The organism is Agrobacterium sp. rho-13.3, assembly GCF_033957765.2.
Taxonomy (GTDB): Bacteria; Pseudomonadota; Alphaproteobacteria; order Rhizobiales; family Rhizobiaceae; genus Agrobacterium.
Genome location: NZ_CP192775.1, coordinates 1415169 through 1438912 on the forward strand (window position 1 = coordinate 1415169; position 23744 = coordinate 1438912).

Here is a 23744-nt window from a genome sequence, read left to right on the forward strand (position 1 = left end):
TCAATGCACACCCCGAACGCTGAGAAGCGCCTTCATCCGGTGCGTTGCATCATCGGGGTCAGCCAGCACGTTGGCCTTGTCCGCCAGCCGGAAAAGCTCGGCAAAATGCAGCGTCGAGCGGGTGCTTTCCTGCCCGCCGATCATCGTGAAATGGTCCTGCAATCCGTTCAGATAGGCAAGGAACACCACGCCGGTTTTATAAAATCGGGTCGGCGCTTTGAAGATGTGGCGTGACAGAGCAACGGTCGGCTCAAGAATGTCGAAAAACTCGTTGTTTGCACCGCTTTTCAGGCTGGCTAGCGCCTTGGAGGCGGCAGGCGCGATGGCATCGAAAATGCCGAGCAGCGCGTCGGAATGCCCATGCTCATCACCGGCAATCAATTCCGCATAATTGAAATCATCGCCCGTATACATCCGCACCCCCGGTGGCAGGCGGCGACGCATGGCGATTTCTTTTTCCTTGGACAGAAGCGAAATCTTGATGCCGTCGATCTTGTTGGCATTGGCCGCGATCATCTCAAGGCAGGTGTCCATCGCAGCCATGTGGTCGCTGGAACCCCAATAGCCTTCCAGCGCGGGATCGAACATCTCACCCAGCCAGTGAATGACGACTTTCTCGTTGGCGTGGGACAGTACCTTTGCATAGGTCTCCAGATAATCATCTGGTGACTTGGCACTCGCGGCAAGCGCGCGGCTCGCCATCAAAATTACTTGCCCGCCTTCGCCCTGCACGAAATCAAGCTGCTCGTGATAGGCATCGACGATCTGGTCGAGGCTGTAATTGCTGCCGATCAGGCGGTCCGTGCCGACACCGCAGGCAATCAGCGCGTCCTTGCGGGTTGCGGCTTCTTTTAATGCGCGGGAAATCAGCTCCTGCGCCTGTGGCCAGCCAAGTCCCATACCACGCTGGGCGGTGTCCATGGCTTCTGCCACGCCAAGGCCCAGATCCCACAGGCGGTGGCGGAAACGAAGCGTGGCGTCCCAGTCGATGGCGGGTGTCAGCCACGGATCATTGTCCGCAAACGGATCAGCCACCACATGCGCTGCCGCATAGGCCACGCGATTGAAATCCGCTGCGCTGCGTTTTTCCAGCGCAATGGGCGTGCCGCTCAGGAGGTAAAGCTCGATGGAGCGGTCGTCTTTCGGCAATTTCAGTGCGGTCATTGCCGTCTCCTCAGACAATCGCCGGAACGTCGAGCCAGCGGCGCTCCTTCCAGGATTGCAGGCCGAGTTCGGCAAGCTGTACGCCCTTGACGCCTTCCATCAGGCCATAAGGCCACGGGTCGTTGTCCACCAAATGGCGCACGAACATTTCCCACTGCGCCTTGAACCCGTTGTCGTAAACAACGTTGTCCGGCACTTCCTGCCATGTCCTGTAGAAATCGATGGTCTGTGGCTGGTCGGGGTTCCAGACCGGCTTTGGTGTGTTGGTGCGGTGCTGTGTCCAGCATTTGGTCAGGCCCGCCACCGCAGAACCATGGGTGCCATCCACCTGAAATGTCACCAGATCGTCCCGGCGAACACGCACGGCCCAGGATGAATTGATGTGCGCGATCACGCCGCCTTCAAGCTCGAACGTGGCATAAGCGGCATCGTCGGCATCGGCCACATAAGCATTGCCCTGCTCATCAAAACGCTGCGGAATATGGGTTGCACCAAGGCAACTGACCGCTTTGACTTCGCCAAACAGATTGTCCAGCACATAACGCCAATGGCACAGCATATCGAGAATAATGCCGCCGCCGTCTTTTTGGCGGTAGTTCCATGATGGGCGCTGCGCCGGTTGCCAGTCACCTTCGAAGACCCAATATCCGAACTCGCCGCGCACCGAAAGAATCTTCCCGAAAAAGCCGCTGTCGCGCAGCATGGCCAGCTTGCGCAGGCCCGGCAGAAACAGCTTGTCCTGCACAACGCCGTGTTTGATGCCAGCGCTTTCCGCCAGCTTTGCAACGGCGATGGCTTCTTGCGTATTGTCGGAAATCGGCTTTTCGCAATAGACGTTCTTGCCCGCCTTGATCGCCTTGGTCAGCAGGCTGCCGCGCATTTGCGTCGTTCCGGCATCGAAAAACAGCGTATCGTCCGGGTTGGCCAGTGCAGCGTCTATGTCCGTCGTCCAGCGGGCAACATTGTGCTTTTTGGCAATCTCTTCGATTTTTTCGGCGTTGCGACCAACAAGGATCGGGTCGAGCATGACCTTCTCACCGCTTTTCAAGGTCACGCCACCCTGATCGCGGATGGCGAGAACGGAACGCACGAGGTGCTGATTATATCCCATGCGGCCCGTGATGCCGTGCATGATGACGCCGATACGTTTCATGAAACTTCCTCCAAAAGCGCCTCACTCCCGTCAAGGCGCGTTCTTGTCACATGTCAAACTTGTAACCATTTGGTTATTTGTGGTCGCGAAATCTGCTTCATGTCAAGCGGAATTTGCTGTGAAAATTTGCGCGGGGATTTCCATGCGCGGCTGTGCCAACGCCATTATCAGATCGATAAATATTCTGGATTTCGCATATGCGAAGGCGCTGGCAATTGTTCTTGTTGGGTAATTTGGAACGGTTGCTCAGAATGGCCGCAGTGCAGCAATAACCGTATTGACGATGTGCTGGCCCCAGCGTTCCAGTTCGGCGGGGGCGGCGAGATCGCGCTGGAAAATGGTCGACAGCGTAAATTTGTTCGACAGATAGAAAAAGCCGAGCGAGGCAATCGTCAGATAAACGTCGATTGGGTCCAGTCCCGCACGAAAGTCTCCGGTCTCCTCGCCACGGCGCAACACGTCCTTCAACTCGGAAATGAAGTTGGAGTGCATTTCCGGTATGCTGGAGGATTGGCGCAAGTATCTGGCTTGATTAAGGTTTTCTGTCGCCAGAATACTTAAAAATTCCGGGTGATCCAGAAAATAGTGCCAGGTGAACAGGGCAAGTTCCCGCAGTCCCTCGACGGGTGGCTTGCGGGTCAGGTCCAACCGGTGCTCGGCATTGCGGATGTGCCTGTAGGCATCTTCCAGCACGGCCAGATAGAGCGCGTCCTTGTCACCGAAATAGTGGTAGATCATCCGCTTGTTGGTGCCGGCGCGTCTTGCCACCACATCGATACGCGCGCCGGCAAGACCTTTTGCCGCCACCTCGCGACGGGCTGCTTCCAGAATGGCGGCGCGGGTGCGTTCGGGATTGCGAGACTGGACGGCAGGTTTTTTGCGCGTCGATCCGGCCGGTTTGCCGGTGCCACCGTCCGTCTCTTCCAAAAGAGTTTTGGTCGTCTCATCCATCTTCAATGGCCGCTTGACAATGTTCGTTATCAGTGTTCCCATGTAACCAGATAGTTATAAAACGGCAAGCATTGTTTGCCACATCATTCAATTTGGCAGTCAATTAGGGAGGAGTTGCCAATGTCCATGATGCTTCAAAGACGTGCGGTTTTGTCCGCAGGTCTCGCTGCACTTTCGCTTGCAACAGTGGGTGGAGGCCCCGCTTTTGCACAGGCGGCGCGTTTGCGTCTTTTGTGGTGGGGCTCGCAGGAGCGCGCAGACCGCACCAACAAGGTCATCGCAGCCTATAAGCAGGTAAAGCCGAACCTTGATATTGCCGGTGAATTTGCCGGTTGGTCGGATTACTGGCCCCGTCTGGCAACGCAGGTTGCCGGTCGCAACGCGCCAGACCTGATCCAGATGGATTACCGTTATATCTTCGAATATGCGCGGCGCGGCGCTCTTGCTCCGCTGGATGATTACCTTGGAAAAGGTCTGAAGATTGACGATTTCGGCACGCCGAACATCGATTCTGGTCGTGTGGATGGCAAGCTTTACGGCATCAATCTGGGTGTGAACTCCAGTGCGGTCTTTTACGATGCGGCAGCCTGGGAAAAGGCGGGCGTCAAGGCGCCGTCTGCTGGCCAGACATGGGAAGAGTTTGCCAAAAACGCCGTCGAGTTCGGCAAGAAGAAATCAAAGCCCGGTTATTTCGCAACGGCGGATGCCAGCGGTGTCGAACCCAGCTTTGAAAACTGGCTGCGCCAGAGCAAAAAATCGCTGTTCAGTGAAGAGGGCGGACTTGGTTATAATGCCAAGGATGCGGGCGAGTGGTTTAAGATGTGGGCGGATATGCGCGGCGCTGGTGCCTGCGTTCCAGCCGACATTCAGGCGCTCGACCAGCTCAACATCGAAAGCAACGCCCTGACAACAGGCAAGGCGGCAACAGCCTTTGCACACTCCAACCAGTTTGTCGGTTATCAGGCGGTCAACAAGGCCAAGCTTTCGATCACCTCATATCCGAAAGTCTCCAAGGATTCGCCATCGGGTCATTACCTGAAGCCATCCATGTTGATGAGTGTTGCCAAGGGCAGTGCCGGTATTGATGCGGCGGTGGATTTCATCAACTTCCTCGTTGCGGTTCCTGAAGGCGTGGATATCCTCGGTGTCGAGCGCGGTGTTCCGGCGTCGGAAGCCATGCGCAACCAGCTGAGCCCCAAACTCAACGATGTCAGCAAGGCCATGGTGGAATATATCGCCGAGGTCACGCCCGGCGTTGGTCCTCTGCCACCCGCTCCGCCTCCAGGTGCCGGCGAGTTCGCATTCGTTCTGAAACAGACCGCGGAAGAAGTCGCTTTTGGCCGGGTAACACCGGAACAGGGCGGTGAGCGTCTTGTGAAGGAAGCGGAAACCGTCATCAAGCGGAAGTAACGACCCATGGCGTTTCGATCCGATACGATACAAAGGGAGGGCCGCTCTGCGGCTCTTCCGAAACAGGGCAGGTTGCGCAAGATTTTCGACCGCAATTTTCACGCCTATGTTTTTCTGCTGCCTTGGCTCGTTGGCTTTTTCGGGCTGACGCTCGGCCCGGCACTTGCCTCGCTTTATCTGTCCTTCACAAATTATGATCTGCTGCAATCGCCAGATTGGGTCGGTGCATCCAACTATGTCCGCATCGCAACGGCAGACCCCAAATTTGCTGCAGCCATGAAGGTGACCTTCACCTACGTCCTTTTGTCCGTGCCGTTGAAGCTGATGTTCGCGCTCATGGTGGCGATGGCGTTCAATCGCGGCATCAAGGGACTAACGCTTTACCGCGCCATCTTTTATCTGCCTTCCCTGCTCGGTTCCAGTGTTGCGATTGCCGTCTTGTGGCGTCAGCTTTTCGCCTCTGACGGGCTGGTCAACATGGTGCTGTGGCAGGCGTTTGGGTATGAAGGACCAAGCTGGATTTCAAACCCCAACTATTCCATCTACACGCTGGTTCTGCTGTCCGTCTGGCAGTTCGGCTCTCCGATGATCATCTTCCTCGCCGGTCTTCGTCAAATTCCGCAGGATATGTATGAAGCCGCCGAAATGGATGGTGCGGGCAAAGCCCGGCAGTTTCTGCGCATTACCCTGCCGTTGCTCACACCCGTGATCTTCTTCAACGCGGTTATCCAGACCATCGAAGCCTTCAAGGCCTTCACGCCTGCCTTCATCATCTCCGAAGGGTCCGGCGGGCCGATCAATTCGACGCTGTTTTACACGCTCTATCTTTACCAGGAAGCATTCGGCTTCTTCCGCATGGGTTATGCTTCGGCGCTGGCCTGGATCTTGGTTGTGATCATTTCTGTCTTCACGGCATTTTCCTTCCTCAGCGCACGTTATTGGGTGCATTACGATGACTGATGCTGCAAGTGCACTTCGTCCCGGTCAGGCTGTCCAGCGTCCGCTCTGGAAGTCGGTCCTGCTTCATGCGGTCCTGATCGCAGCTTCGATTGGCATGATGTATCCGATCCTGTGGATGATATCGGGGTCTTTCCGCCCGCAGGAAGAGCTGTTCGGCTCGTCCTCTCTCATCCCGTCAGCGATTGATCTGGGAGGGTATGTTCGTGGCTGGACCGGCCTTCAGGTGTCCTTCGGGCAGTTTTTCTGGAACTCGTTTTTCATCGCGGTTCTGGCGACGATAGGCAACGTCGTCGGCTGTTCGTTAGCAGCTTTTGCTTTCGCACGCCTTCGTTTCGGCGGTCGCAATTTCTGGTTCGCGCTGATGCTGGGCACGCTGATGCTGCCCTACCATGTGGTGCTGATCCCGCAATATATCCTGTTTCTGGAAATGGGCTGGGTCAACACATCACTGCCGTTGATCGTGCCGAAATATCTGGCCACAGATGCCTTCTTCATCTTCCTGATGGTGCAGTTCTTCCGGGGTATTCCGCGTGAACTGGATGAGGCGGCGGTCATGGATGGGTGCAGCCCCTTCCGCATCTACTGGAAAATCATGCTGCCCTTGTCTTCGCCGGTGCTGGCAACTGCGGCCATCTTTTCCTTCATCTGGACGTGGGATGATTTCTTCGGACCGCTGATTTACCTCAATGATATCAACACCTACACCGTGCAACTTGGCCTGCGCTCCTTTGTGGACAGCACCGGCAGTTCGGATTGGACGGCGCTGTTTGCCATGTCCAACCTGTCGCTGGTCCCCGTCTTCATTTTCTTCCTCTTCTTCCAGCGCCTCCTTATCGAAGGCATTGCCACGACGGGCATGAAACGCTGAAACACCAAGGCATATATGATGAAACCCGTTCGATTTGCGACAATCGGTATCAATCACAATCACATCTATGGACAGACAAATTGCCTTTTGAATGCAGGTGCTGAACTCGTTGGCTTTCATGCCATCGAGGATGATCTGGCGCGTGACTATGCCGGGAAATATCCGGGCGTTGCCCGCGTGGATGACAAGCGCGCACTGATCGACGATCCTTCGATCGATCTCATCATCAGCGCCGCTATTCCCGATGAACGGGCCGGTATCGCAATCGATGCCATGCGTGCGGGCAAGGATGTGATGGTGGACAAACCCGGCATGGTCACCCTGTCCCAGCTGGAAGAGGTGAAAAAAGTTCAGGCGGAAACGGGCCGCATCTTATCCGTGCTGTATTCCGAACATTTCGAAAATCGCGCCACCGTCAAGGCGGGCGAACTGATTGCGGCGGGTGCCATCGGCAAGGTGGTGTCGACCGCCGGTTTCGGGCCGCACCGCCTGCGTGCCTCCACACGGCCAGAGTGGTTTTTCGAGCGCCAGCGTTACGGCGGCATTCTAGTCGATATCGCCTCGCACCAGTGCGAACAGTTTCTGTTTTTCACCAATGCGAATACTGCGGATATCCGCTCCGCGACCGTCGCCAACCGCGCAAATCCGCAATGGCCGGGCTTGCAGGATAGTGGCGATATTCATCTGTCCACGAAGGATGCGGACGGTTTTATCCGGGTTGACTGGTTTACGCCGGAGGGCTTGCCGAGCTGGGGTGACGGGCGGCTGTTCATCACCGGCACGCAAGGCACAATCGAAATTCGCAAGAACGTCGATGTGGCTGGACGCGCCGGTGGAAATCACCTGTTCCTGACGGACAAAACCGGTGTTCAGTACATCGATTGTTCGGATGTAGCCTTGCCCTACGGGCCGCAACTTCTTGACGATATTCGCAATAGAACCGAAACGGCCATGCCGCAGGCCCGCTGTTTTGCGGCTATGGAGCTTGCATTGAGCGCTCAGCACATCGCGGAGGGCGGCACCCATGGCTAAGCGTTACAAGATCGGCATCATCGGCTGCGGCATTGGAAGAAACCATATTCTGGAAGGATATGCGGCACATCCGGATAAATACGAGGTTGCCGTTCTGTGTGATCTGGATGAGATCAGGCTCAACGCGGTGGCGGATGAATTCAACGTCGCCGGTCGCACCCAGTCCTCTGACGAATTGATGGCCATGCCGGATATCGACATCATCGATATCTGCACCCCGCCTGCCATTCACACGAAGCTCACGCTTCAAGCTCTGGCCACGGGAAAACATGTGGTGTGCGAAAAACCCCTGACCGGCTCGCTTGCCGAACTGGACCAGGTGGTTGCCGCTGAACAGGTCTCCAAAGGCGTGTTGATGCCGATTTATCAGTACCGTTATGGTGCTGGCGTTCAGCAGGCCCGCCGCATCATTGAAAGTGGTCTGGCCGGAAAACCCTATATCGGCACGGCTGAAACCCTGTGGAACCGGGGCGCGACGTATTACGATAATCCATGGCGTGGCCGGTGGGCCACGGAGCTTGGCGGGGTGTTGATGACCCACGCCATCCACCTGCACGATATGCTCACCTATCTCATGGGGCCGATAGACCGCGTGTTTGCGCGTACGGCCACCCGCGTAAATCCCATCGAGGTGGAAGATTGCGTTTCAGCCAGCCTGTTGATGAAAAACGGCGCGTTCGTCTCGTTGACGACAACGCTCGGTTCGCTGGAGGAAATCAGCCGTTTGCGGTTGGCGTTTGAGAATGTGACCTTTGAGAGCAACAATGCGCCCTATGCACCGGGGGACGGTCCCTGGAAAATCATCCCTGCCAATGAGGAGATTGGCAGCAAGATCGATGCGCTGCTGAAGGACATGCCCCCGGTTGGCCGCCGATTCAACGGTCAGATGGAGGCCTTTTACCACACGTTGGAAAAGGGTGAGAAACCGCCGGTTACGACGACGGATGCACGCAGTTCACTGGAGCTTCTGGCGGCGATTTATCACTCGAACGATACCAATACGGATGTCGCCCTGCCCATCAGCCAGGGCCATCCAAAATACATAAGCTGGCGGCCTTAGCGCATTTCCAGCAAAAGTGCGAAGCGGTTTTGCGTCCGGACAATGCGTTAAAACAAAGAGATAGAGCATTTTCGCGTTTCGGAGAAAGGCGGAAATGCTCTCGATAACAGGCGGGAGGAACGATATGGCAAGCAGCATCACTCTGGAAAAGATCGTCAAGCGTTTCGGCGCATTTCCGGTTGTCCACGGCATTGATCTGGAGATCGAGCCGGGTGAATTCACCGTTTTCGTCGGCCCATCCGGCTGCGGAAAATCGACGCTTTTGCGGATGATTGCCGGGCTGGAAGAAATATCGTCAGGCGACCTGCGTATCGATGGAGAGCGGGTCAATGAAACCGCCGCCTCCAAACGCGGCATCGCCATGGTGTTTCAGTCCTACGCGCTTTACCCACATATGAGCGTCTACAAAAACCTCGCTTTCGGTCTGGAAACCGCCGGGTATAAAAAGCCGGAAATCGAGGCGCGGGTTAAAAAAGCCGCCGATGTTCTGCAAATCAATCCGCTTCTCCAGCGCAAGCCCAAAGCGCTTTCCGGCGGCCAACGCCAGCGCGTTGCCATTGGCCGTGCGATTGTGCGCGAACCGAAAATCTTCCTGTTCGATGAACCGCTGTCCAACCTCGATGCCGAACTGCGCGTGCAGATGCGCGTGGAAATCGCCAAACTGCACCAGACGCTTGGCAGCACCATGATCTATGTGACGCATGATCAGGTGGAAGCCATGACCATGGCCGACAAGATCGTGGTTTTGCGCGAAGGCCGCATCATGCAGGTCGGGCGTCCGCTGGATCTCTATAACCACCCTGCCAACCAGTTCGTGGCGGGCTTCATCGGCTCACCGAAAATGAACTTTCTCGACGCAAAACTATCGGCGTCGGACAGTTCCCGCCGCACGATTGAAGTCGCAGGCGGGCAAATCGTTCTTGATCGTTCCCTGGACGCGAAGGACGGCGAAGTGCTGACCTTCGGCATTCGCCCCGAACATATTCAGCCGCAGGACCAATCGGCCAGCTTGGGCGATGGCAATATCCAGCTTGTCGAACATCTGGGCGGATCGACCGTGATCTATACCAACACGGCAGATGGTCAGGCGGTGACGGTGATCCTGGACGGCCAGAAACCCATGCGCATCGGCGATAAAATCCCGCTCGCGTTCAATCTCGCCAATGCGCATATTTTCGGAGAGGACGGTCGCCGGGTTTGACCAGATCTTGGTGGTGGAATCCGCTTTAAGAGTTAGTAGGAACTCGGCAGATTCACATGCTTTCTAAATTGGGGCAGGTCAAACGCCCGCCGCTCTATCGCGGCTATCAGCATTTGCACGGTGGTCGGTAGTGGTACACCGATGGCCGTGATGACGCCCCAGTAAAACGGAATATGAAATTCCAGCGGAAGAACCTTCAGCCCATCGATGGGCAGGCCAGCAATGGTGGTGGATTCCACGATGGCGACGCCCAGGCCTTTTCTGGCCAATGACAGCGAAACATAGGTCGCATTGCTGTCGATCACGCCGCAGGGTTCAATCGCATGTTCTTTCATTGCCTTGTCAATGCGCATCCGCAACCGGTATGGATTTGCGGAGGCGATGAGCCTGCGCCCCTGAAGATCGGAAGCGCGGAGCATGTCGTTGTGCGCCAGCGGATCATCATCGGCAACAACCGCAACACACGGCACCTCGCCAATCCAGTGAACGTCGATGCCGGGATTGTCGAGCGGAAGGCTGGCAACGCCCACATCTGCGGTTCTGGCAACAACGGCCTGCACGACATTTTCCGATGCGGCGCTGTGCAGGTGGACGTGATGCGGGAACTGTTCTTGTGGAAGATCACACAATGCCAGCGGCACAATGCTGGCGGCAAGGGCTGGAATGGCGGCAATTTCGATAGGGCGGGCTTGCGCCTTTTCGATTTGCCGGGCTCTTTGGCTGATGGTTCTCAGCCCGCCCAGAAACAGTTCCGCCTGCGCGAAAAAGGCAACGCCCTGTTCCGTTGGTGCAATGCGCGGGCCGTTTCTGTGCAGGATTGAAAATCCAAGTTCCTGCTCCAGCTCTTGGATCAATCGCGTGATAACAGGCTGCGATTTGCCCAGAGCCTTGGCAGCGCCGGTCATGCTGCCGATGGACATCACCGCAATAAAAGCTTCCAGTTGTCGCGTATCAAGATAATCGGGTTGCATCGAAACCCCTGAAGTCGCCGCTATCGATGAACGTTTCCAGCATCTCCCGGTGGGGCGTTATGTCGATATCGTTTTTCGCCAGCCATTCGGGGTTATAATAGGTGGCCGCATAACGGTCGCCGCTATCGCAAATCAGCGAAACCAGCGATCCTTGCTTGCCTTCCTTCAGCATCGCAGCTGCAATCCAGCAGGTTCCGAAGAAGTTGGTGCCGGTAGAGCCGCCAACACGGCGAAACAGGCGGTCGGACAGAACATGCATTGCCGCGATGGAGGCCGCATCCGGTATCTTGATCATGTGGTCGATAACGCCGGGAATGAAGGATGGCTCGACGCGGGGGCGGCCCACACCTTCGATTCGGGAGGGCGTCGGGCAGGTCACATTGCGGTCGCCGGACATATAGGATGCGTAGAAGGCCGAATGCTCCACATCCACCACACAAAGGCGGGTGGAAAGATTGCGGTAGCGAATGTAGCGGCCAATGGTGGCAGAGGTGCCACCGGTGCCTGCATTCATCACCACCCATTCCGGCTCCGGGTGTTCTTCGCTTTTCATCTGCTCGAAAATGGATTCGGCAATGTTGTTGTTGCCGCGCCAGTCCGTCGCTCTTTCGGCGTAGGTGAACTGGTCGAGATAATGCCCGTCCGCCTCGGCAGCCAGCCTTTCGGCAACGGTATAGACTTCGGAAGGCTTGTCGACGAAATGGCATTTCCCGCCAAACCGCTCAATGGCTTCCACCTTCTGGCGGCTGGTGGAATGCGGCATCACGGCAATGAAGGGCAGATCGAGAAGATGCGCAAAATAGGCTTCGCTGACAGCCGTGGAGCCGGATGAGGCTTCCACCAGCGTCGTGCCCTGCGCAATCTTGCCGTTGCAGATGCCGTACAGAAACAGCGAACGCGCCAGCCGGTGCTTGAGGCTGCCCGTCGGGTGTGTGGATTCGTCTTTCAGATAGATCGAAATACCGCGCAGACCTTTGAACACGGGTTTGACGAGGTGCGTATCGGCAGAACGGCGGCCATCGCCCTGAAGAATGCCAATGGCGCGGCGGGCCCATTCACGGTCTTCGCAAGCGGGCAGGGGGGTGATTGGCGGGATGGAGAGGCATTCGGACATCATGCTCATCGCGATCATCCCACCCGTTCACAGAGCGTTGCGGCACTGTGCGTTTGCTGTGTGGATAGAGGGATGCCGGTCATAACGTTTTGCCTCTCGCTGAATGGCTTTATGGAATATCTTTCCATAAATTTGTCCTATCTTAGAAAGTATCGGTCGCCAAGCGGAAAAACCCATTGTCGATATGCAGGACAATAGGAACGTCTTTGGTGACGCTTGGCCTAGCACCAGCGGGGCGGCCAGGGCGAAATCCGTCACCCCACCGGTGGTTTGAAGATCCGCTCAGAACGCCTTGCGCAGACCAATCAGTTTCTCCACCGCCACCACCACGGCGATGGAAATCAGGATCAGAATAACGGACAGCGCCGCGATCTGCGGATCGGTCGAATATTCCAGATAATGGTAGATTTCAGTCGGCAGTGTCGAGGCTTTTACCGAGACGATGAACAGTGAGATCGTCGCTTCATCGAACGAAATCAGGAAGGCGATCACCGCACCGGCAATCAGGCCGGGCCGCACCAGCGGCAATGTTATGCGCCAGAACACCATCAAAGGCGAAGCGCCGTGAACCAGTGCGGCCTCTTCCACACGCGTATCGACCGCCATCAGGCTCATGTTGATGGTCCGCACCGTGTAGGGAATGGTAATGCCAAGATGCGCAAGCACGATGCCGGGGTAACTATCCAGCAGGCCAATCGGCGCAATCACCAGCATGATACCAACGGCAAGCACGATGTGCGGCACGAGAAACGGTGCGAGGATCAGGAAATTGACGGCGTCTTTGCCGCGAAATTTGTACCGCACCAGCGAAAACGACAAAAGCATACCCGAGACGACGGCCGTGGAGCCGACAATGAGGCCTATCATCAGGCTTCGCCAAAACGCGGAGATGAACTTCGCATTCTCGAACACCTTCACATAGGAGCCGAAAGACAGGCTTTCCGGCGGAAAGGCCAGATATTGCCGCGTATCGAAGGATATGATGAACACGATGATGATCGGTGCCAGCAGAAACAGATAGAGCAACGCGATGAGCGTGTTCCAGGCAATGCGACCGAGGAGATTGCTGTTGTGCATCGTCCGCCTCATGCCTCCAGAGCGCGCAGAGCGCGCTGGTAAACCACGATGATGCTGCTGAACAAGGCCAGCAGCATGACGGAAAGCGCCGCGGCCAAAGGCCAGTTCAGGGTTACCGTCGCCTCGTTGAAGACTTCCGTTCCCAACACGAAAACGCGCCCGCCGCCCATCAGCCGCGGCGTGACGAAAGCGGAAATCGCCAGCACGAAAACAAGCAGCGCTGCCGTCAAAACGCCGGGCAGGCTCAGCGGCAAAACGATGCGGGTGAACACCTTGAACCGGTTTGCTCCCAGCATGGCCGCCGCCTCTTCAAGCTGCACGTTCAATCGTCCGAAACCGCTCAGCATGGCGAGAATGGCGTAAGGCATCAGGATTTCGACCAGAGCAACTGTGGCGCCGAAGCTGTTATTGGTCAGGCGAATAACGCTGTCGGTGATGTTGAGCGATTGCAAGGTGCTGTTGATGACGCCCTTATCACCCAGAATTACCATCCAGCCATAGGTGCGCACCACAGACGAGGTCAGCAGCGGCGCGACCGCCAGCGCCGTCAACACACCCCGCCACCGGCTTTGGGTGCGCGCCAGAAACAGCGCAATGGGATAGGAAAGAATGACGGCGAAGATCGCCACGTTGAAACCCAGAACAAGTGTGTTGCCGGCAATACGCCAATAAAACGGGTCAAACACCACGGTGCTGTAAGACTGCAATGTCCAGTTCCCGCCGCTCAACGCGCTCATGGTGGAGGTGGCGAAGGAGGCGCGGAACAGCCAGATCAGCGGCAGAACGAAGGTGATAATGAGAGCCAGCAACCCCGGCACCAGCAACAGCAGCAAAATGCCTTTCGGTGCACCAGAGGTTTGAGTGCTGCCGTTGGCTGTTGGCGCGGCTGCGCTCATGGTGAAACCTCACCGATCAACGTCAGGTCTTGCGGCGCCACGGCAAGCACGACCTCACTGCCCTTGTCCGGCAGCGAACCCGCATGGGTCGGCAAATCGGCCTGCAAAAGCCGCCCGCCGCACCGCACGTTGAGTGTCAGAATCTGGCCGCGATAAACGATGTGTTCGACGGTGCCTTTGAACGTGTTGGGCCCGCCCTCGTTTTGCGCGAGGCGCAGGCGGTGAGGGCGGATCATCAGCTTTATTCGCGAGCCGACCGGCACGTCGCCAACAAACCGCAAGGTCTGCAAATCATCCACCAGCGCCAGCCCCGGCTCGACAACCTTGCCCTCAAACAGCGTTCCGGCACCGATAAAGGAGGCCACGAATTCGGTTTGCGGGCGGTCGAAAATTTCACGCGGCGTGCCGATCTGTTCCAGCCTGCCGGCAGACATCACGGCCAACCGGTCGGCCATCGACAGCGCCTCGTCCTGATCATGGGTGACGAAAATCGCCGTCACGCCGGTGCGGGCCTGAATGTCGCGAATTTCATCGCGCATCTCGTCACGGAGTTTAGCATCGAGATTGGACAGAGGTTCATCCAGCAGCAACAGCTTCGGCTCGATCACCAGTGAGCGGGCAATGGCCGCACGCTGTTGCTGCCCACCGGAAAGCTGGCTGACCTTGCGTTCGCCAAGTCCGGTCAGTTTAACAAGGTCGATCGCTTTTTTGACCCGCTCTTCGCGTTCCGCACGCCCCACCTTGCGCATTTCGAGGCCAAAGGAGATGTTTTGCGCGACGCTCATATGCGGAAACAACGCATAGGCCTGAAACACCATGCCCAGATTGCGCTTGTAAACCGGAATGGACGAGACATCCGTTCCATCCAGACGAATGGCACCGGATGTGATGTCGATCAGCCCTGCGATCATCCGCAGGATCGTCGTTTTGCCGCAACCGGAAGGGCCGAGCAGCGCCAGCATCTCACCGCGTGGCAGGGAGAAGCTGACGTGATCCACAGAAGGCTTCTGGGCGCCCGGATAGGTCTTCACGAGATTGTCGATGATGACGTGATGATCAGCCATGGCGTCCAGTTTTCCTATCAAGATCAGTTGAGTGCGATGACTTCGCGGTTGATGCGCTGAATCCATGCCGAGTATTTTTCAGCGATGAAGTTCCAGTCTAACGAGGACTGCGCAGCCTGCGCTTCTTTCGAGCCATAGATACGCGCGGCAACGGCGTCCGGCAGCGTGACCTTGGTGTTAACAGGGCCGTAGAAGCTCTTTTCGGCGAAAGTTGCCTGCGCCTCTGCACTCAACGCGTAATTCACGAAAAGCTGCGCTGCCTCGGCATTCTTGGAGCCTTCCACAAGACCGATCGTGTTGGTCTGGCCGATAGAGCCTTCCTTGGGTGCCGCCACGGCGATCTTGCCGCCCTGCGTATCATGCAGATATTGGGCGCGACCGTTCCAGCAAATCGAAAGATCGACTTCGCCGCTCTGCACCACGGCGTAGCAATCCGGTGCCGGTTCCCAGGTGGACACGTTGGGGGCGATTTCCTTCAGCTTTTCAATGCCGGGATCGATGGTGTTCTTGTAGTCGGCGCCTTGCAGCTTTGCGAGGATCGGCAGCAGAATCACGCCGCGTGTATCACCCAGCTTTGCGGCAATCTTGCCCTTGTATTTCGGGTCGGTCAGGTCGTTCCAGCTTGTCGGTGGTTCTTTCACCGCATCCGTGTTGTAGAGGATCGCCAGATTGTCCTGCGAGAAGGCAATGGCCTTGTCACCTTCGATGTGCGCCCATGCGGGTGCATCGGCAATATTCGGCACTTTGGCCGCATCCAGCTTGGCAAAAATGCCTTCCTTGCCAGCCTTGATCGCAACGGACACGTCGATCAACGCCACATCGATCTTCGGTTCTGCGCGCTGAAGCGTCAAGAGGGCCAGCGTTTCCGCCGAGTTCTTGCTCTGCTGGTAGGTGACGTCGATGCCCGGATATTTTTCCTTGAACGCATTGATGATGAATTTCTGATAGTTATCGGCAAATACGCCAGAGAAACCGACAATATTGACGGTTCCCTTCGTCGCCGCATCCTGAGCCGATGCCGTGCCCATCAATGCCGCAAAAGCGGCCACAAGCGCGCCAGCGCGAATGAATGTCCTTGAAATTCCGGTCTGCCCATCTCTCGTCATGTCCGCTCTCCAGCTCCGTTTGTGACGATATCTCGCCCATATCTATGGTTTATCGAAAACAATACTGCAACTTCAGGCGGTTGGCGTCCATGCCTTGTCCAGCACGCGCAACCAGTTCTTGCCGAGCAATTTCGCCACCAGTTCCTCGCTCCAGCCCCGCGCCACCATGCGCGCGGTCAGGTTCGGCATGTCGGTGATGCGCTCAATGCCCTTGGGCTTGTTGATTTTGACATCGCCAAATTCGGTCAGCTTGCGGGCCGTGCCCTTGTCCTTGTTGGCCCACAACAGCCAGGGGCCGGGGCGCGGTCGATCCAGCGAAAAGTCGGTGCCGATCCCGACATGGTCTTCGCCCACGAGGTCGATGATATAAGACATGGCATCGAGATAATCGTCCACCGTCGCATCATTGCCTGCGGCAAGGCCGGGGGCAAACAGGCTGACGCCAATCAGGCCGCCTTTTTCGGCGCAGGCCAGAAACAGATCGTCCGGCTTGTTGCGTTTCACATCGCGCAGCGCACGCGGCAGAATATGCGAAATGCAAACCGGCGATTTCGATTGGGCGATCACATCGGCAGAGGTCTTGTCCCCCACATGGCTCAGATCGCACAACACGCCCACACGGTTCATTTCGGACAGAACTTCCTTGCCGAAACCGGTCAGGCCGCTGTCCACCTCTTCCAGATATCCCGCACCGGAATAATTCTGGGTGTTGTAGGTCAGTTGCATGATGCCGACGCCGAGATCCTTGAAAATCTCGACGTAATCCAGCCTGTCCTCCAGCGGCGAGGTGTTTTGCCAGCCAATGATGATGCCGGTCTTTCCCTCGGCCTTGGCGGCATGAATATCGGCAACGCTGCGAACCGGGCGCAGAATGTCGTCATTGTCTCGCAGAAAACGTTTCCATTCCGACACATAGGCAATGCCCTCGCGGAAATTTTCCCACAGCAGAGACGACACGTTCACGGCAGTGAGCCCGCCTGCGCGCATTTCCTCGAAAATCTCGCGGCTCCACTGGCAGGTCTGCAAACCATCCACGATAATCGCGTTGTCGTGCAATTGTTTCGCGTCGGTCATTGGGCAAGTTCCTTCAGGGTTTCGCAGTTCTTTTTTTGAAGCTTCAGAGCGCGGTCAACGAAATCGAGGCGATCCTGCCCCCAGAAGACCTCGTTGCCAACCACGTAGTTCGGCGTGCCGAACATGCCCAGCCGTTCCGCTTCCGCCAGATTATCCTGCCACTCACCCACGATCGTGTCGGGCTGCTGTTCGACAACAAGTTTTGCAGCGGCCGTGCCTGCTGTCACTTTGGCAATCTCGCGCAACGTGTCGATATCGGCAATGTCCCGGTCTTCTGCCCACAGCGCCTGCTGTACGGCAAAGGAAAAGGCGATGGCATCACAGCCCACATTTTGTAGCGCGATGACCGCCTGTGCCGCCGGCTCGATGGTCCGGCAGGGATAAAATCTAGGCTTCAGATTAAGCGGAATACCTAGATAGTCCCGCCAGCGGCGCAGCTCGATTTCGTGATAAAGCTGGCGCGGATCAGGCCGCTGCCGCAACGGAATGCCACCATTGGCCTCGATGATGCGAATGGGCCGAAGCCGGATTTTCACGCCGTTATCCCGCGCAACGGCAACAGCTCTTTTCGCGCCGAAATAAGCCCATGGCGAAGAAATGCCATAAAAAATCTGAAGCGGTGGCAATGCATTATCCGTTGGCATGGGTCATCTCCTCAGTCTGGTCGGCATCGTTCCATTCATCGCCAAACAGTTCAGGCGTATCGAAGGTCTGGAAACGGTCGAGGTGGTAAGCGCTGTCTTCCACGAAAAGCGAGCGGGCAAGACCGGTGGAAAGACGCACGGCGCCATCGCTGATCGACGGAATGCCGCTGGTGATTTTGCCGTGTGACGGTACGGCGGGGTAAGCGAAACAGGCAATGCGGGAGATCGCCTCCGTCGTTTTTGCGTCGAGGCCCAGTTTTGGCGTAAATTCGAACGACGGGCCGAGATAGGGCATGGCGCCAATGCCCTCATGCTCCCAGCCGGGCGGTGGCGTATAGGCGTCGCGCCACAGCAGGATTTTATCTGCGAGTACCGAAAATTCTGGGCGCTTTGCGAAATCCACGGAAAAGCCGGTGGCGAAGATGACGAGGTCGGTGGCGTATCGTCCCTTGGGCGTCACGACGTTGACGTGGTCGCCGCTGCAAACAAGGTCGTCCACCGGGCTTTCCAGATGAAAGAACGCGTTGGCGTGTTTCGAAACCCGCAACACACTGTGGCGCGGCGGCGGTATCTGCGCCCTCTCGCCTGCAACCATATACGTCCATTTGTCCGCGTCCGGCAGACCGAGATAACCTTGCGTCATGCCTTGGCTGCCGACGCCGGTGAACTTGTCGATACGGGGAATATCCGCACGGCGCACGAAAATATCGACGCGGGCTGCACCGGCTTCCAGGGCAGCCGCAGCATTGTCCATGGCGGATGCACCGGCACCGACGATGGAAACACGCTTGCCTCTCACCGCTGCCATATCGATGAGGTCTGCGCCGTGGCGCACGAAATGCGAGGGTACGCGGCTGGCCACGGCCGGCATGTTTGGTGCACCCAGACCATCAAGTCCGGTTGCCAGCACCACGCGCCGTGCCAGAACTTGGCCGTCGTTATCGCCACTGCGCAGCGACAGCGAAATCAAGCCGTCATCACGCACATCAATCCGCTGAAGGGCCGTGTCATTGGCAACATCAAGCGCAAGAACACGTCTGTACCAGATGAGATAATCCATCCACAGCGGACGGGGTATCAGATCCATATCCAGATAGGCCTGCGCACCAAACTGTGCCTCAAACCATGCGCGAAAGGTCAATGATGGAATACCAAGGGCCGGACCTGCGGCCTCCTTGCGGGTGCGCAGCGTTTCCATGCGCGCAAACGTCACCCATGGGCCTTCGCGGCCTTGCGGTGCGCGGTCGAATGCGCAGGCATTCTCAATGCCGAGTTTCTTCAACGCTGCCAACGTCACCAGTCCACAAAGCCCGGCGCCGATCACGGCAACATCAAGCACACTCTTCCCGTCGACATTGCGCTGCGGCACCCACGCCTTTGGCGGCAGGTTCAGCCACAAAAGATCGAGTTGAAGCCGCTGTTCGAGCGCCTCAAGAGATGCCGGGCGGTGGTTTTGAGCGGAATTCACCCGTAAGCCTCATTATTCGGAAAATGCATTATGGCAATGCTATGATAGCTTATTCGAAATGTAAACGTTGATTGATGAGAAAATTAGCAAAGAATAATATTGCGCAAATATGCGGCATATTGGTCTTCCGTGCTCAAATCCGTCATTTTGTTAGAATGCATCCGTGATGAGAAAAATGCAATTATGTCGCCGGATATGAAGAGCTATACTCAACTTTCTCGTGTTTTAACGGGTCAATCCCACAAAAAAAGCGGGTTTCATTGGAAACCCGCCTTCAATCCACAGCCCACTCAATTTGAAAGCCTAGGCCGTTCCGTCCACAAGAATGAACGGCTGTCCGCGTGAACATTTTTCGATACGAGCAGTGACTTTGTAGATATCGCGCAGCATGTCCGGCGTAATCACATCTGCCGTCTTGCCGCTCACGGCCATTTCGCCGTTGGCGATTACGAGGGTGTTTTCGCAATATCGCAGGGCGTGATTGAGGTCATGCAGGGCAATCAGCACGATCATGCCGTTGCGGCGGGCAAGGTCCGAAACGAAGTCCAGAACTTCCACCTGCCGGTGAAGGTCCAGCGCCGATGTCGGCTCATCCATCAACAGAACTTCGGGCTTGCGCACCAGCGCTTGCGCCAGCGACACCAGCTGCCGTTGTCCACCGGAAAGCTCTCCAAGGCCGCGGAATGCGAGGCTGTGGATGTTGAGCGCTTTTAAAATCGCGTCGATTTCTGCCAGCTCATCATCATGCACCTTCCATCCGCCGCCCTGTTTTGCAGAGAGAAGAATGGATTCGTAAACCGTCAGAACCGCGTTCGCGCCGGTGTCCTGCGGCATGTAGCAGATGGTGCGGGCGCTCTGTTCCGTCTGCGACAGCGTCACGAGGCCGGGGCCTTTGATCAGCCCGGCGATGCGCTTGAACAGGGTGGATTTTCCGGCCGCATTCGGGCCGATCACTGCCGTTATGCTGCCGGCCTTCAATGTCTCCATGGTGACATTGGACAACACGGTGGTGCGGCCATATTTTGCGCCAACCTCTGCAAGAGCAAGGGCTACCATGCGCGCCTCCTGTTGGAGAATATGAGGACGAAAAAGAACGGTACACCGACAAGAGCGGTAATAACGCCAATCGGCAAAATGGCGCCGGGGATCAATATCTTGCTGACAACCGACGTGACGGACAGCAGCAACGCACCGCAGATGACAGAGCCGGGCAGGAAGAAGCGCTGATCTTCACCCACCACCATACGGGCGATGTGGGGGCCGACGAGGCCGACGAAGCCGATGGTGCCGACGAAAGACACGGGGATCGCGGCGAGCAGGCTGACAGTCAGCATGGTGTGCAGGCGCAGGCGGCGCACATTCACGCCCATGCTGGCAGCCTTGTCATCGCCTAAACGAAGTGCGGTCAAGGCCCATGCGTTTTTCATGAACATCGGCACGGTCACAACCAGAATTGCAGCGGTGACGTAGACCTTCATCCACGTCGCTTTGGTCAGGCTGCCCATGGTCCAGAACACCACGGCGGCAAGCGCCTGTTCCGAGGCCAGATATTCCAGCAGCGAAAGCGCGGCGTTGAAGGTGAAAACAAGGGCGATGCCCAGAAGCACGATCGTTTCGACAGAGACACCGCGCATGGTCGACGCAAAGTGAATGAACATGGCCGCCACCATGGCCATCAGAAAGGCGTTGATCGGCACCATATATTCCACGGCACCCGGAAAAATCGCAACACCGCCAACCAGCGCCAGTGCTGCACCGAAACTTGCCGCTGCGGAAATACCCAATGTAAACGGGCTGGCCAACGGGTTGGACAAAATGGTCTGCATCTGCGCACCCGCGACAGAAAGCGACGCGCCAACCGTGACTGCCATCAGTGCGATGGGCATACGAATATCCCAGATGACGACACGAAGCTGGTTGCCGACGGCAGCCGGATCGAAGATCGCGCCGACGACTTCCGACAGCGTATACCGTGCCGGGCCAAGCGCCATGTCGGTGGCGAGGCTGAGGCAAAGCGCCAGCACAAGGCCGATCAGGATCAGGATGCGTCGACCAGCCAGAGCGCGATATTGATCGCCCCCTGTCTTTTCGATGTGCGTCTCACTCAGCGAAGCCATTTAATTCGAACCTTTTTCAAGTGAGGCGAAATATCCCGGCTTGTACGTCACAGGCAGGAACCTTTGGTGGAAGTCCTCAAAATTCTTTTCGGGGTCCATATCCGCAAACAGCTCTGGATGGAACCACTTGGCAAATTGTTGGATGGGGAAGAACTCATAAGGTGCGCCATAGAACTGGTGCCACACGGCATGAACATCGCCGTTCTTGACCGCTTTTAAGCCAGGGAAGGGCGTGCGTGTCATCAGCTTCGCTAACCGCTCACGCGCCAGCGTCATATCCGCGCCGCGACCGACAGGCACGAACTGGTTGATGTCCGATTCCGCAGCCCAGTTGGAGCCGGTCACGATCACATGGTCCGGGTCAGACACGACGAGCTGTTCGGGGTTCAGATCACCAAAGGTGGTTTTGAAAACGTCAGAGGCAATGTTGTGGCCGCCCGCCTGTTCCACCATCGCACCGAAATTGACCGGGCCGAATGTGCGGCAGCAATTGTTTTCACCGGAAATACCCGGTGCCCGTTCGATGAAGACCTTGGGACGCTTCACGTCCTTGATGGAGGCCAGCTTGTCCGTGACCAACGCAATCTGGGCGCGGCGGTAGGCAATGAACTCTTCCGCCCGTTTTTCGGCACCGAAAATCTGGCCAAGGGTGCGAATGGAGTTTTCGCTGTTCTTGTCCGGGTTCAGACGGAAATCGAGATAAACGACCTTGATTCCGGCTGCGGCAGCCTTTTCCTCAAAGCCGCTTTCCTTGGCGGTTTTTTCCACTTCCAGATTGAGGGTGATGACGTCTGGAGACAGCGCAATCGCCGATTCAAGGCTGAAATCGCCCTGTGGAATATAGCCGAACAGCGGCAGTTTGGCGATCTGCGGAAAACGGTCGATGTAAGCGGCGTAGGTGTCCGGGTCTTTTTTAACGAGGTCGTCGCGCCAGCCGACAATGGTGTCGAAGGTCTTTTCGCCTTCCAGCGCGGCGATCACATGAATCTGCCGGGCTTCGCCCACGATGACGCGTTTGGCCGGAGTTTCAATCTCAACCTTGCGTCCGGCGGAATCGATAATCTCGGCGGAAAGTGCAGGCGTCGCGATCAGCGCGAGTGCGAAAGCGGCGATGCGCGCGAACGTGTTGATGGGCATGGGCGGTCCTTTCGGTCTTGAAACAGAAGTGGCGAAGCCGTGTTTTTCGGCTTCGCCTGATGTCCGATCAGCGCCTCCCTGCGCCGTCTTTGTCTTTTACTTTGCGTCCTTCAGGGACACGAAGTAACCGGGCTTGTAATCCAGCGGCAGGAAGCGTGCGTGCAGTTCCTTGAATGTCGCTTCAGGATCGAGGTCCTTGAACAGCTCCGGGTGCAGCCACTTGGCAATTTCCTGAATGGCCACGAACTGGTACGGGTTGTTGTAGAACTGGTGCCAGATGGCGTGAACATTGCCGTCTTCCACCGCCTTGACGCCGGTGAAGGCAGGGCGCTTGGTGAGGTTTGCCAGCTTGCGGCGGGCTTCCGTCAGGTCTGCACCGTAACCAACGCCAACCCAGTTGCCGCCGGGAACATAGGCGTCCCACTTGCCGCCGGTGACGATGATCTGGTCCGGGTTTGAGGCGATAACCTGCTCCGGATTGACGGTGCCGAATGTGCCGGGAATGATGCCCTTGGCCATGTTGATGCCGCCAGCGATCTCAACCATCTTGCCGAAGTTTTCGTTGCCGAAAGACATGCAGCAATCGTCGGAGTACCCGCCTGCGCGTTCAACAAAAACAACAGGCTTCTTTGGATTTTCTTTTGCCAGAACATCCGTTACGCGTTTGATGCTGTCGGAGCGGAACTTGATGAAGTCTTCGGCGACAGCTTCCTTGCCCATCAGCTTGCCCATGACGCGCATGCTAGGTTCGGTGTTTTCCATCGGCTTTTCACGGAAGTCGACGTAAACGAGTGGAATGCCGACCTTGCCGAGCTTTTCGATGTAACCGGCTTCTTCCGTCGCGGTCTTGGCATCGATGTTCATCAGAATAACGTCTGGCTTCAAGGCAACGGCCTGTTCGATATCGAACGTGCCGTCCTTCATGCCGCCGAATGTCGGCAGCTTGGCAATGTTTGGATACTTTGCGAGGTAGGCCTCGTAGGATTCCGGGTCTGCCTTGGGCAGATCATCGCGCCAGCCAACGACGTGTTCGAACGGGTTGTTCTTGTCGAGTGCGGCCAGGAAATAAATCTGGCGGCCTTCGCCCAGAATGACGTGCTTCACAGGCACGTTGACCTCAACGTCTCGACCCGTCACATCCTTGATCGTCACCTTTTCGGCGAAGGCGGGCATGACTGTGGAAACAAGAAGACCCATTGCAAGAATGGCGGATTTGCCTGTAATTCGCATTAACATCGTTCTCCAGTAAAACTATTGGCGCTTTAAGGTTTCATGAG

The 23744-nt window shown here is 56.9% G+C and carries 23 protein-coding genes; 7 read left to right on the forward strand and 16 right to left on the reverse strand.

Annotation, left to right across the window (positions count from 1 at the left end):
* Both RMR16_RS21340 and RMR16_RS21345 read right to left on the reverse strand, forming a co-directional pair.
* A complete protein-coding gene (locus tag RMR16_RS21340) occupies window positions 1–1164 on the reverse strand; it encodes a dihydrodipicolinate synthase family protein (RefSeq protein WP_320197618.1) in 1164 nt (387 codons plus the stop codon).
* 10 nt (window positions 1165–1174) lie between these two features.
* Entirely contained in the window at window positions 1175–2317 is a 1143-nt protein-coding gene (locus RMR16_RS21345; protein WP_320197619.1) for a Gfo/Idh/MocA family protein, read from the reverse strand.
* Here RMR16_RS21345 and RMR16_RS21350 point away from each other — a divergent pair.
* Complete coding sequence (locus RMR16_RS21350; protein WP_432355202.1) at window positions 2316–2549, forward strand: hypothetical protein; 234 nt, start codon at window positions 2316–2318, stop codon at window positions 2547–2549. The genes RMR16_RS21345 and RMR16_RS21350 overlap by 2 nt on opposite strands.
* A 14-nt stretch (window positions 2550–2563) precedes the next feature.
* Here the strand turns inward: RMR16_RS21350 and RMR16_RS21355 are convergent, their stop codons facing one another.
* Window positions 2564–3268: a TetR/AcrR family transcriptional regulator gene (locus RMR16_RS21355; RefSeq protein WP_320197620.1), complete on the reverse strand. Its 705-nt coding sequence runs from the start codon at window positions 3266–3268 to the stop codon at window positions 2564–2566.
* A 120-nt stretch (window positions 3269–3388) separates the two neighbouring features.
* Here RMR16_RS21355 and RMR16_RS21360 point away from each other — a divergent pair, with 120 nt between their 5' ends.
* From RMR16_RS21360 to RMR16_RS21385, 6 genes are all read left to right on the forward strand, one after another.
* Window positions 3389–4678 carry an ABC transporter substrate-binding protein gene (locus tag RMR16_RS21360; protein ID WP_320197621.1) on the forward strand — a complete coding sequence of 430 codons (1290 nt, stop codon included), beginning with the start codon at window positions 3389–3391 and terminating at the stop codon, window positions 4676–4678.
* Between the two features lie 6 nt (window positions 4679–4684).
* Window positions 4685–5638, forward strand: coding sequence for a carbohydrate ABC transporter permease (locus tag RMR16_RS21365; protein WP_320197622.1), 954 nt, complete (start codon window positions 4685–4687; stop codon window positions 5636–5638).
* Entirely contained in the window at window positions 5631–6506 is an 876-nt protein-coding gene (locus RMR16_RS21370; RefSeq protein WP_320197623.1) for a carbohydrate ABC transporter permease, read from the forward strand. The genes RMR16_RS21365 and RMR16_RS21370 overlap by 8 nt, the downstream gene beginning before the upstream one ends.
* An 18-nt stretch (window positions 6507–6524) precedes the next feature.
* Complete coding sequence (locus RMR16_RS21375) at window positions 6525–7538, forward strand: Gfo/Idh/MocA family protein (protein ID WP_320197624.1); 1014 nt, start codon at window positions 6525–6527, stop codon at window positions 7536–7538.
* Window positions 7531–8598 (forward strand): Gfo/Idh/MocA family protein, encoded by a 1068-nt coding sequence (locus tag RMR16_RS21380; protein ID WP_320197625.1) that lies wholly within the window; start codon window positions 7531–7533, stop codon window positions 8596–8598. Before RMR16_RS21375 ends, RMR16_RS21380 begins: the two co-directional genes overlap by 8 nt.
* Before the next feature lie 124 nt (window positions 8599–8722).
* Window positions 8723–9799, forward strand: coding sequence for an ABC transporter ATP-binding protein (locus RMR16_RS21385; protein ID WP_320197626.1), 1077 nt, complete (start codon window positions 8723–8725; stop codon window positions 9797–9799).
* A 32-nt stretch (window positions 9800–9831) separates the two neighbouring features.
* Here RMR16_RS21385 and RMR16_RS21390 read toward each other — a convergent pair whose 3' ends face one another.
* The 13 genes from RMR16_RS21390 to RMR16_RS21450 all read right to left on the reverse strand — a co-directional run bounded on the left by RMR16_RS21390 (window position 9832) and on the right by RMR16_RS21450 (window position 23697).
* Window positions 9832–10770: a LysR family transcriptional regulator gene (locus RMR16_RS21390; protein WP_320197627.1), complete on the reverse strand. Its 939-nt coding sequence runs from the start codon at window positions 10768–10770 to the stop codon at window positions 9832–9834.
* The gene (locus RMR16_RS21395) at window positions 10751–11887 is read right to left on the reverse strand and encodes a PLP-dependent cysteine synthase family protein (protein WP_320197995.1); all 1137 of its coding nucleotides are present in this window, start codon (window positions 11885–11887) and stop codon (window positions 10751–10753) included. The genes RMR16_RS21390 and RMR16_RS21395 overlap by 20 nt, the downstream gene beginning before the upstream one ends.
* A gap of 279 nt (window positions 11888–12166) precedes the next feature.
* Window positions 12167–12961 carry an ABC transporter permease gene (locus tag RMR16_RS21400; protein WP_320197628.1) on the reverse strand — a complete coding sequence of 265 codons (795 nt, stop codon included), beginning with the start codon at window positions 12959–12961 and terminating at the stop codon, window positions 12167–12169.
* Window positions 12962–12969: 8 nt separating this feature from the next.
* Window positions 12970–13857: an ABC transporter permease gene (locus RMR16_RS21405; RefSeq protein ID WP_320197629.1), complete on the reverse strand. Its 888-nt coding sequence runs from the start codon at window positions 13855–13857 to the stop codon at window positions 12970–12972.
* Window positions 13854–14921, reverse strand: coding sequence for an ABC transporter ATP-binding protein (locus tag RMR16_RS21410; protein WP_320197630.1), 1068 nt, complete (start codon window positions 14919–14921; stop codon window positions 13854–13856). The genes RMR16_RS21405 and RMR16_RS21410 overlap by 4 nt, the downstream gene beginning before the upstream one ends.
* Before the next feature lie 23 nt (window positions 14922–14944).
* Window positions 14945–16027 (reverse strand): ABC transporter substrate-binding protein, encoded by a 1083-nt coding sequence (locus tag RMR16_RS21415; protein ID WP_320197631.1) that lies wholly within the window; start codon window positions 16025–16027, stop codon window positions 14945–14947.
* A gap of 72 nt (window positions 16028–16099) precedes the next feature.
* The gene (locus tag RMR16_RS21420; protein WP_320197632.1) at window positions 16100–17101 is read right to left on the reverse strand and encodes a dipeptidase; all 1002 of its coding nucleotides are present in this window, start codon (window positions 17099–17101) and stop codon (window positions 16100–16102) included.
* Window positions 17098–17745, reverse strand: a complete 648-nt coding sequence (locus tag RMR16_RS21425; RefSeq protein WP_320197633.1) for a 2-hydroxychromene-2-carboxylate isomerase — start codon at window positions 17743–17745, stop codon at window positions 17098–17100. Before RMR16_RS21425 ends, RMR16_RS21420 begins: the two co-directional genes overlap by 4 nt.
* Window positions 17732–19213, reverse strand: coding sequence for an NAD(P)/FAD-dependent oxidoreductase (locus RMR16_RS21430; RefSeq protein WP_320197634.1), 1482 nt, complete (start codon window positions 19211–19213; stop codon window positions 17732–17734). Before RMR16_RS21430 ends, RMR16_RS21425 begins: the two co-directional genes overlap by 14 nt.
* Before the next feature lie 303 nt (window positions 19214–19516).
* On the reverse strand, window positions 19517–20269 hold the full coding sequence (locus RMR16_RS21435) for an ABC transporter ATP-binding protein (RefSeq protein WP_320197635.1): 753 nt from the start codon (window positions 20267–20269) through the stop codon (window positions 19517–19519).
* Window positions 20263–21330: a FecCD family ABC transporter permease gene (locus RMR16_RS21440; protein ID WP_320197636.1), complete on the reverse strand. Its 1068-nt coding sequence runs from the start codon at window positions 21328–21330 to the stop codon at window positions 20263–20265. Before RMR16_RS21440 ends, RMR16_RS21435 begins: the two co-directional genes overlap by 7 nt.
* Window positions 21331–22467 (reverse strand): ABC transporter substrate-binding protein, encoded by a 1137-nt coding sequence (locus RMR16_RS21445; RefSeq protein WP_320197637.1) that lies wholly within the window; start codon window positions 22465–22467, stop codon window positions 21331–21333. It lies immediately after the preceding gene.
* 96 nt (window positions 22468–22563) lie between these two features.
* A complete protein-coding gene (locus RMR16_RS21450) occupies window positions 22564–23697 on the reverse strand; it encodes an ABC transporter substrate-binding protein (RefSeq protein WP_320197638.1) in 1134 nt (377 codons plus the stop codon).
* Window positions 23698–23744: the final 47 nt, after the last annotated feature.

Excerpts from the sequence above, each read along its gene's own strand:
- RMR16_RS21340 (WP_320197618.1), bottom strand. The coding sequence starts at position 1,164 with ATGACCGCACTGAAATTGCCGAAAGACGACCGCTCCATCGAGCTTTAC.
- RMR16_RS21350 (WP_432355202.1), top strand. The coding sequence starts at position 2,316 with ATGAAACTTCCTCCAAAAGCGCCTCACTCCCGTCAAGGCGCGTTCTTG.
- RMR16_RS21345 (WP_320197619.1), bottom strand. The coding sequence starts at position 2,317 with ATGAAACGTATCGGCGTCATCATGCACGGCATCACGGGCCGCATGGGA.
- RMR16_RS21355 (WP_320197620.1), bottom strand. The coding sequence starts at position 3,268 with ATGGATGAGACGACCAAAACTCTTTTGGAAGAGACGGACGGTGGCACC.
- RMR16_RS21360 (WP_320197621.1), top strand. The coding sequence starts at position 3,389 with ATGTCCATGATGCTTCAAAGACGTGCGGTTTTGTCCGCAGGTCTCGCT.
- RMR16_RS21365 (WP_320197622.1), top strand. The coding sequence starts at position 4,685 with ATGGCGTTTCGATCCGATACGATACAAAGGGAGGGCCGCTCTGCGGCT.
- RMR16_RS21370 (WP_320197623.1), top strand. The coding sequence starts at position 5,631 with ATGACTGATGCTGCAAGTGCACTTCGTCCCGGTCAGGCTGTCCAGCGT.
- RMR16_RS21375 (WP_320197624.1), top strand. The coding sequence starts at position 6,525 with ATGAAACCCGTTCGATTTGCGACAATCGGTATCAATCACAATCACATC.
- RMR16_RS21380 (WP_320197625.1), top strand. The coding sequence starts at position 7,531 with ATGGCTAAGCGTTACAAGATCGGCATCATCGGCTGCGGCATTGGAAGA.
- RMR16_RS21385 (WP_320197626.1), top strand. The coding sequence starts at position 8,723 with ATGGCAAGCAGCATCACTCTGGAAAAGATCGTCAAGCGTTTCGGCGCA.
- RMR16_RS21390 (WP_320197627.1), bottom strand. The coding sequence starts at position 10,770 with ATGCAACCCGATTATCTTGATACGCGACAACTGGAAGCTTTTATTGCG.
- RMR16_RS21395 (WP_320197995.1), bottom strand. The coding sequence starts at position 11,887 with ATGATGTCCGAATGCCTCTCCATCCCGCCAATCACCCCCCTGCCCGCT.
- RMR16_RS21400 (WP_320197628.1), bottom strand. The coding sequence starts at position 12,961 with ATGCACAACAGCAATCTCCTCGGTCGCATTGCCTGGAACACGCTCATC.
- RMR16_RS21405 (WP_320197629.1), bottom strand. The coding sequence starts at position 13,857 with ATGAGCGCAGCCGCGCCAACAGCCAACGGCAGCACTCAAACCTCTGGT.
- RMR16_RS21410 (WP_320197630.1), bottom strand. The coding sequence starts at position 14,921 with ATGGCTGATCATCACGTCATCATCGACAATCTCGTGAAGACCTATCCG.
- RMR16_RS21415 (WP_320197631.1), bottom strand. The coding sequence starts at position 16,027 with ATGACGAGAGATGGGCAGACCGGAATTTCAAGGACATTCATTCGCGCT.
- RMR16_RS21420 (WP_320197632.1), bottom strand. The coding sequence starts at position 17,101 with ATGACCGACGCGAAACAATTGCACGACAACGCGATTATCGTGGATGGT.
- RMR16_RS21425 (WP_320197633.1), bottom strand. The coding sequence starts at position 17,745 with ATGCCAACGGATAATGCATTGCCACCGCTTCAGATTTTTTATGGCATT.
- RMR16_RS21435 (WP_320197635.1), bottom strand. The coding sequence starts at position 20,269 with ATGGTAGCCCTTGCTCTTGCAGAGGTTGGCGCAAAATATGGCCGCACC.
- RMR16_RS21440 (WP_320197636.1), bottom strand. The coding sequence starts at position 21,330 with ATGGCTTCGCTGAGTGAGACGCACATCGAAAAGACAGGGGGCGATCAA.
- RMR16_RS21445 (WP_320197637.1), bottom strand. The coding sequence starts at position 22,467 with ATGCCCATCAACACGTTCGCGCGCATCGCCGCTTTCGCACTCGCGCTG.
- RMR16_RS21450 (WP_320197638.1), bottom strand. The coding sequence starts at position 23,697 with ATGCGAATTACAGGCAAATCCGCCATTCTTGCAATGGGTCTTCTTGTT.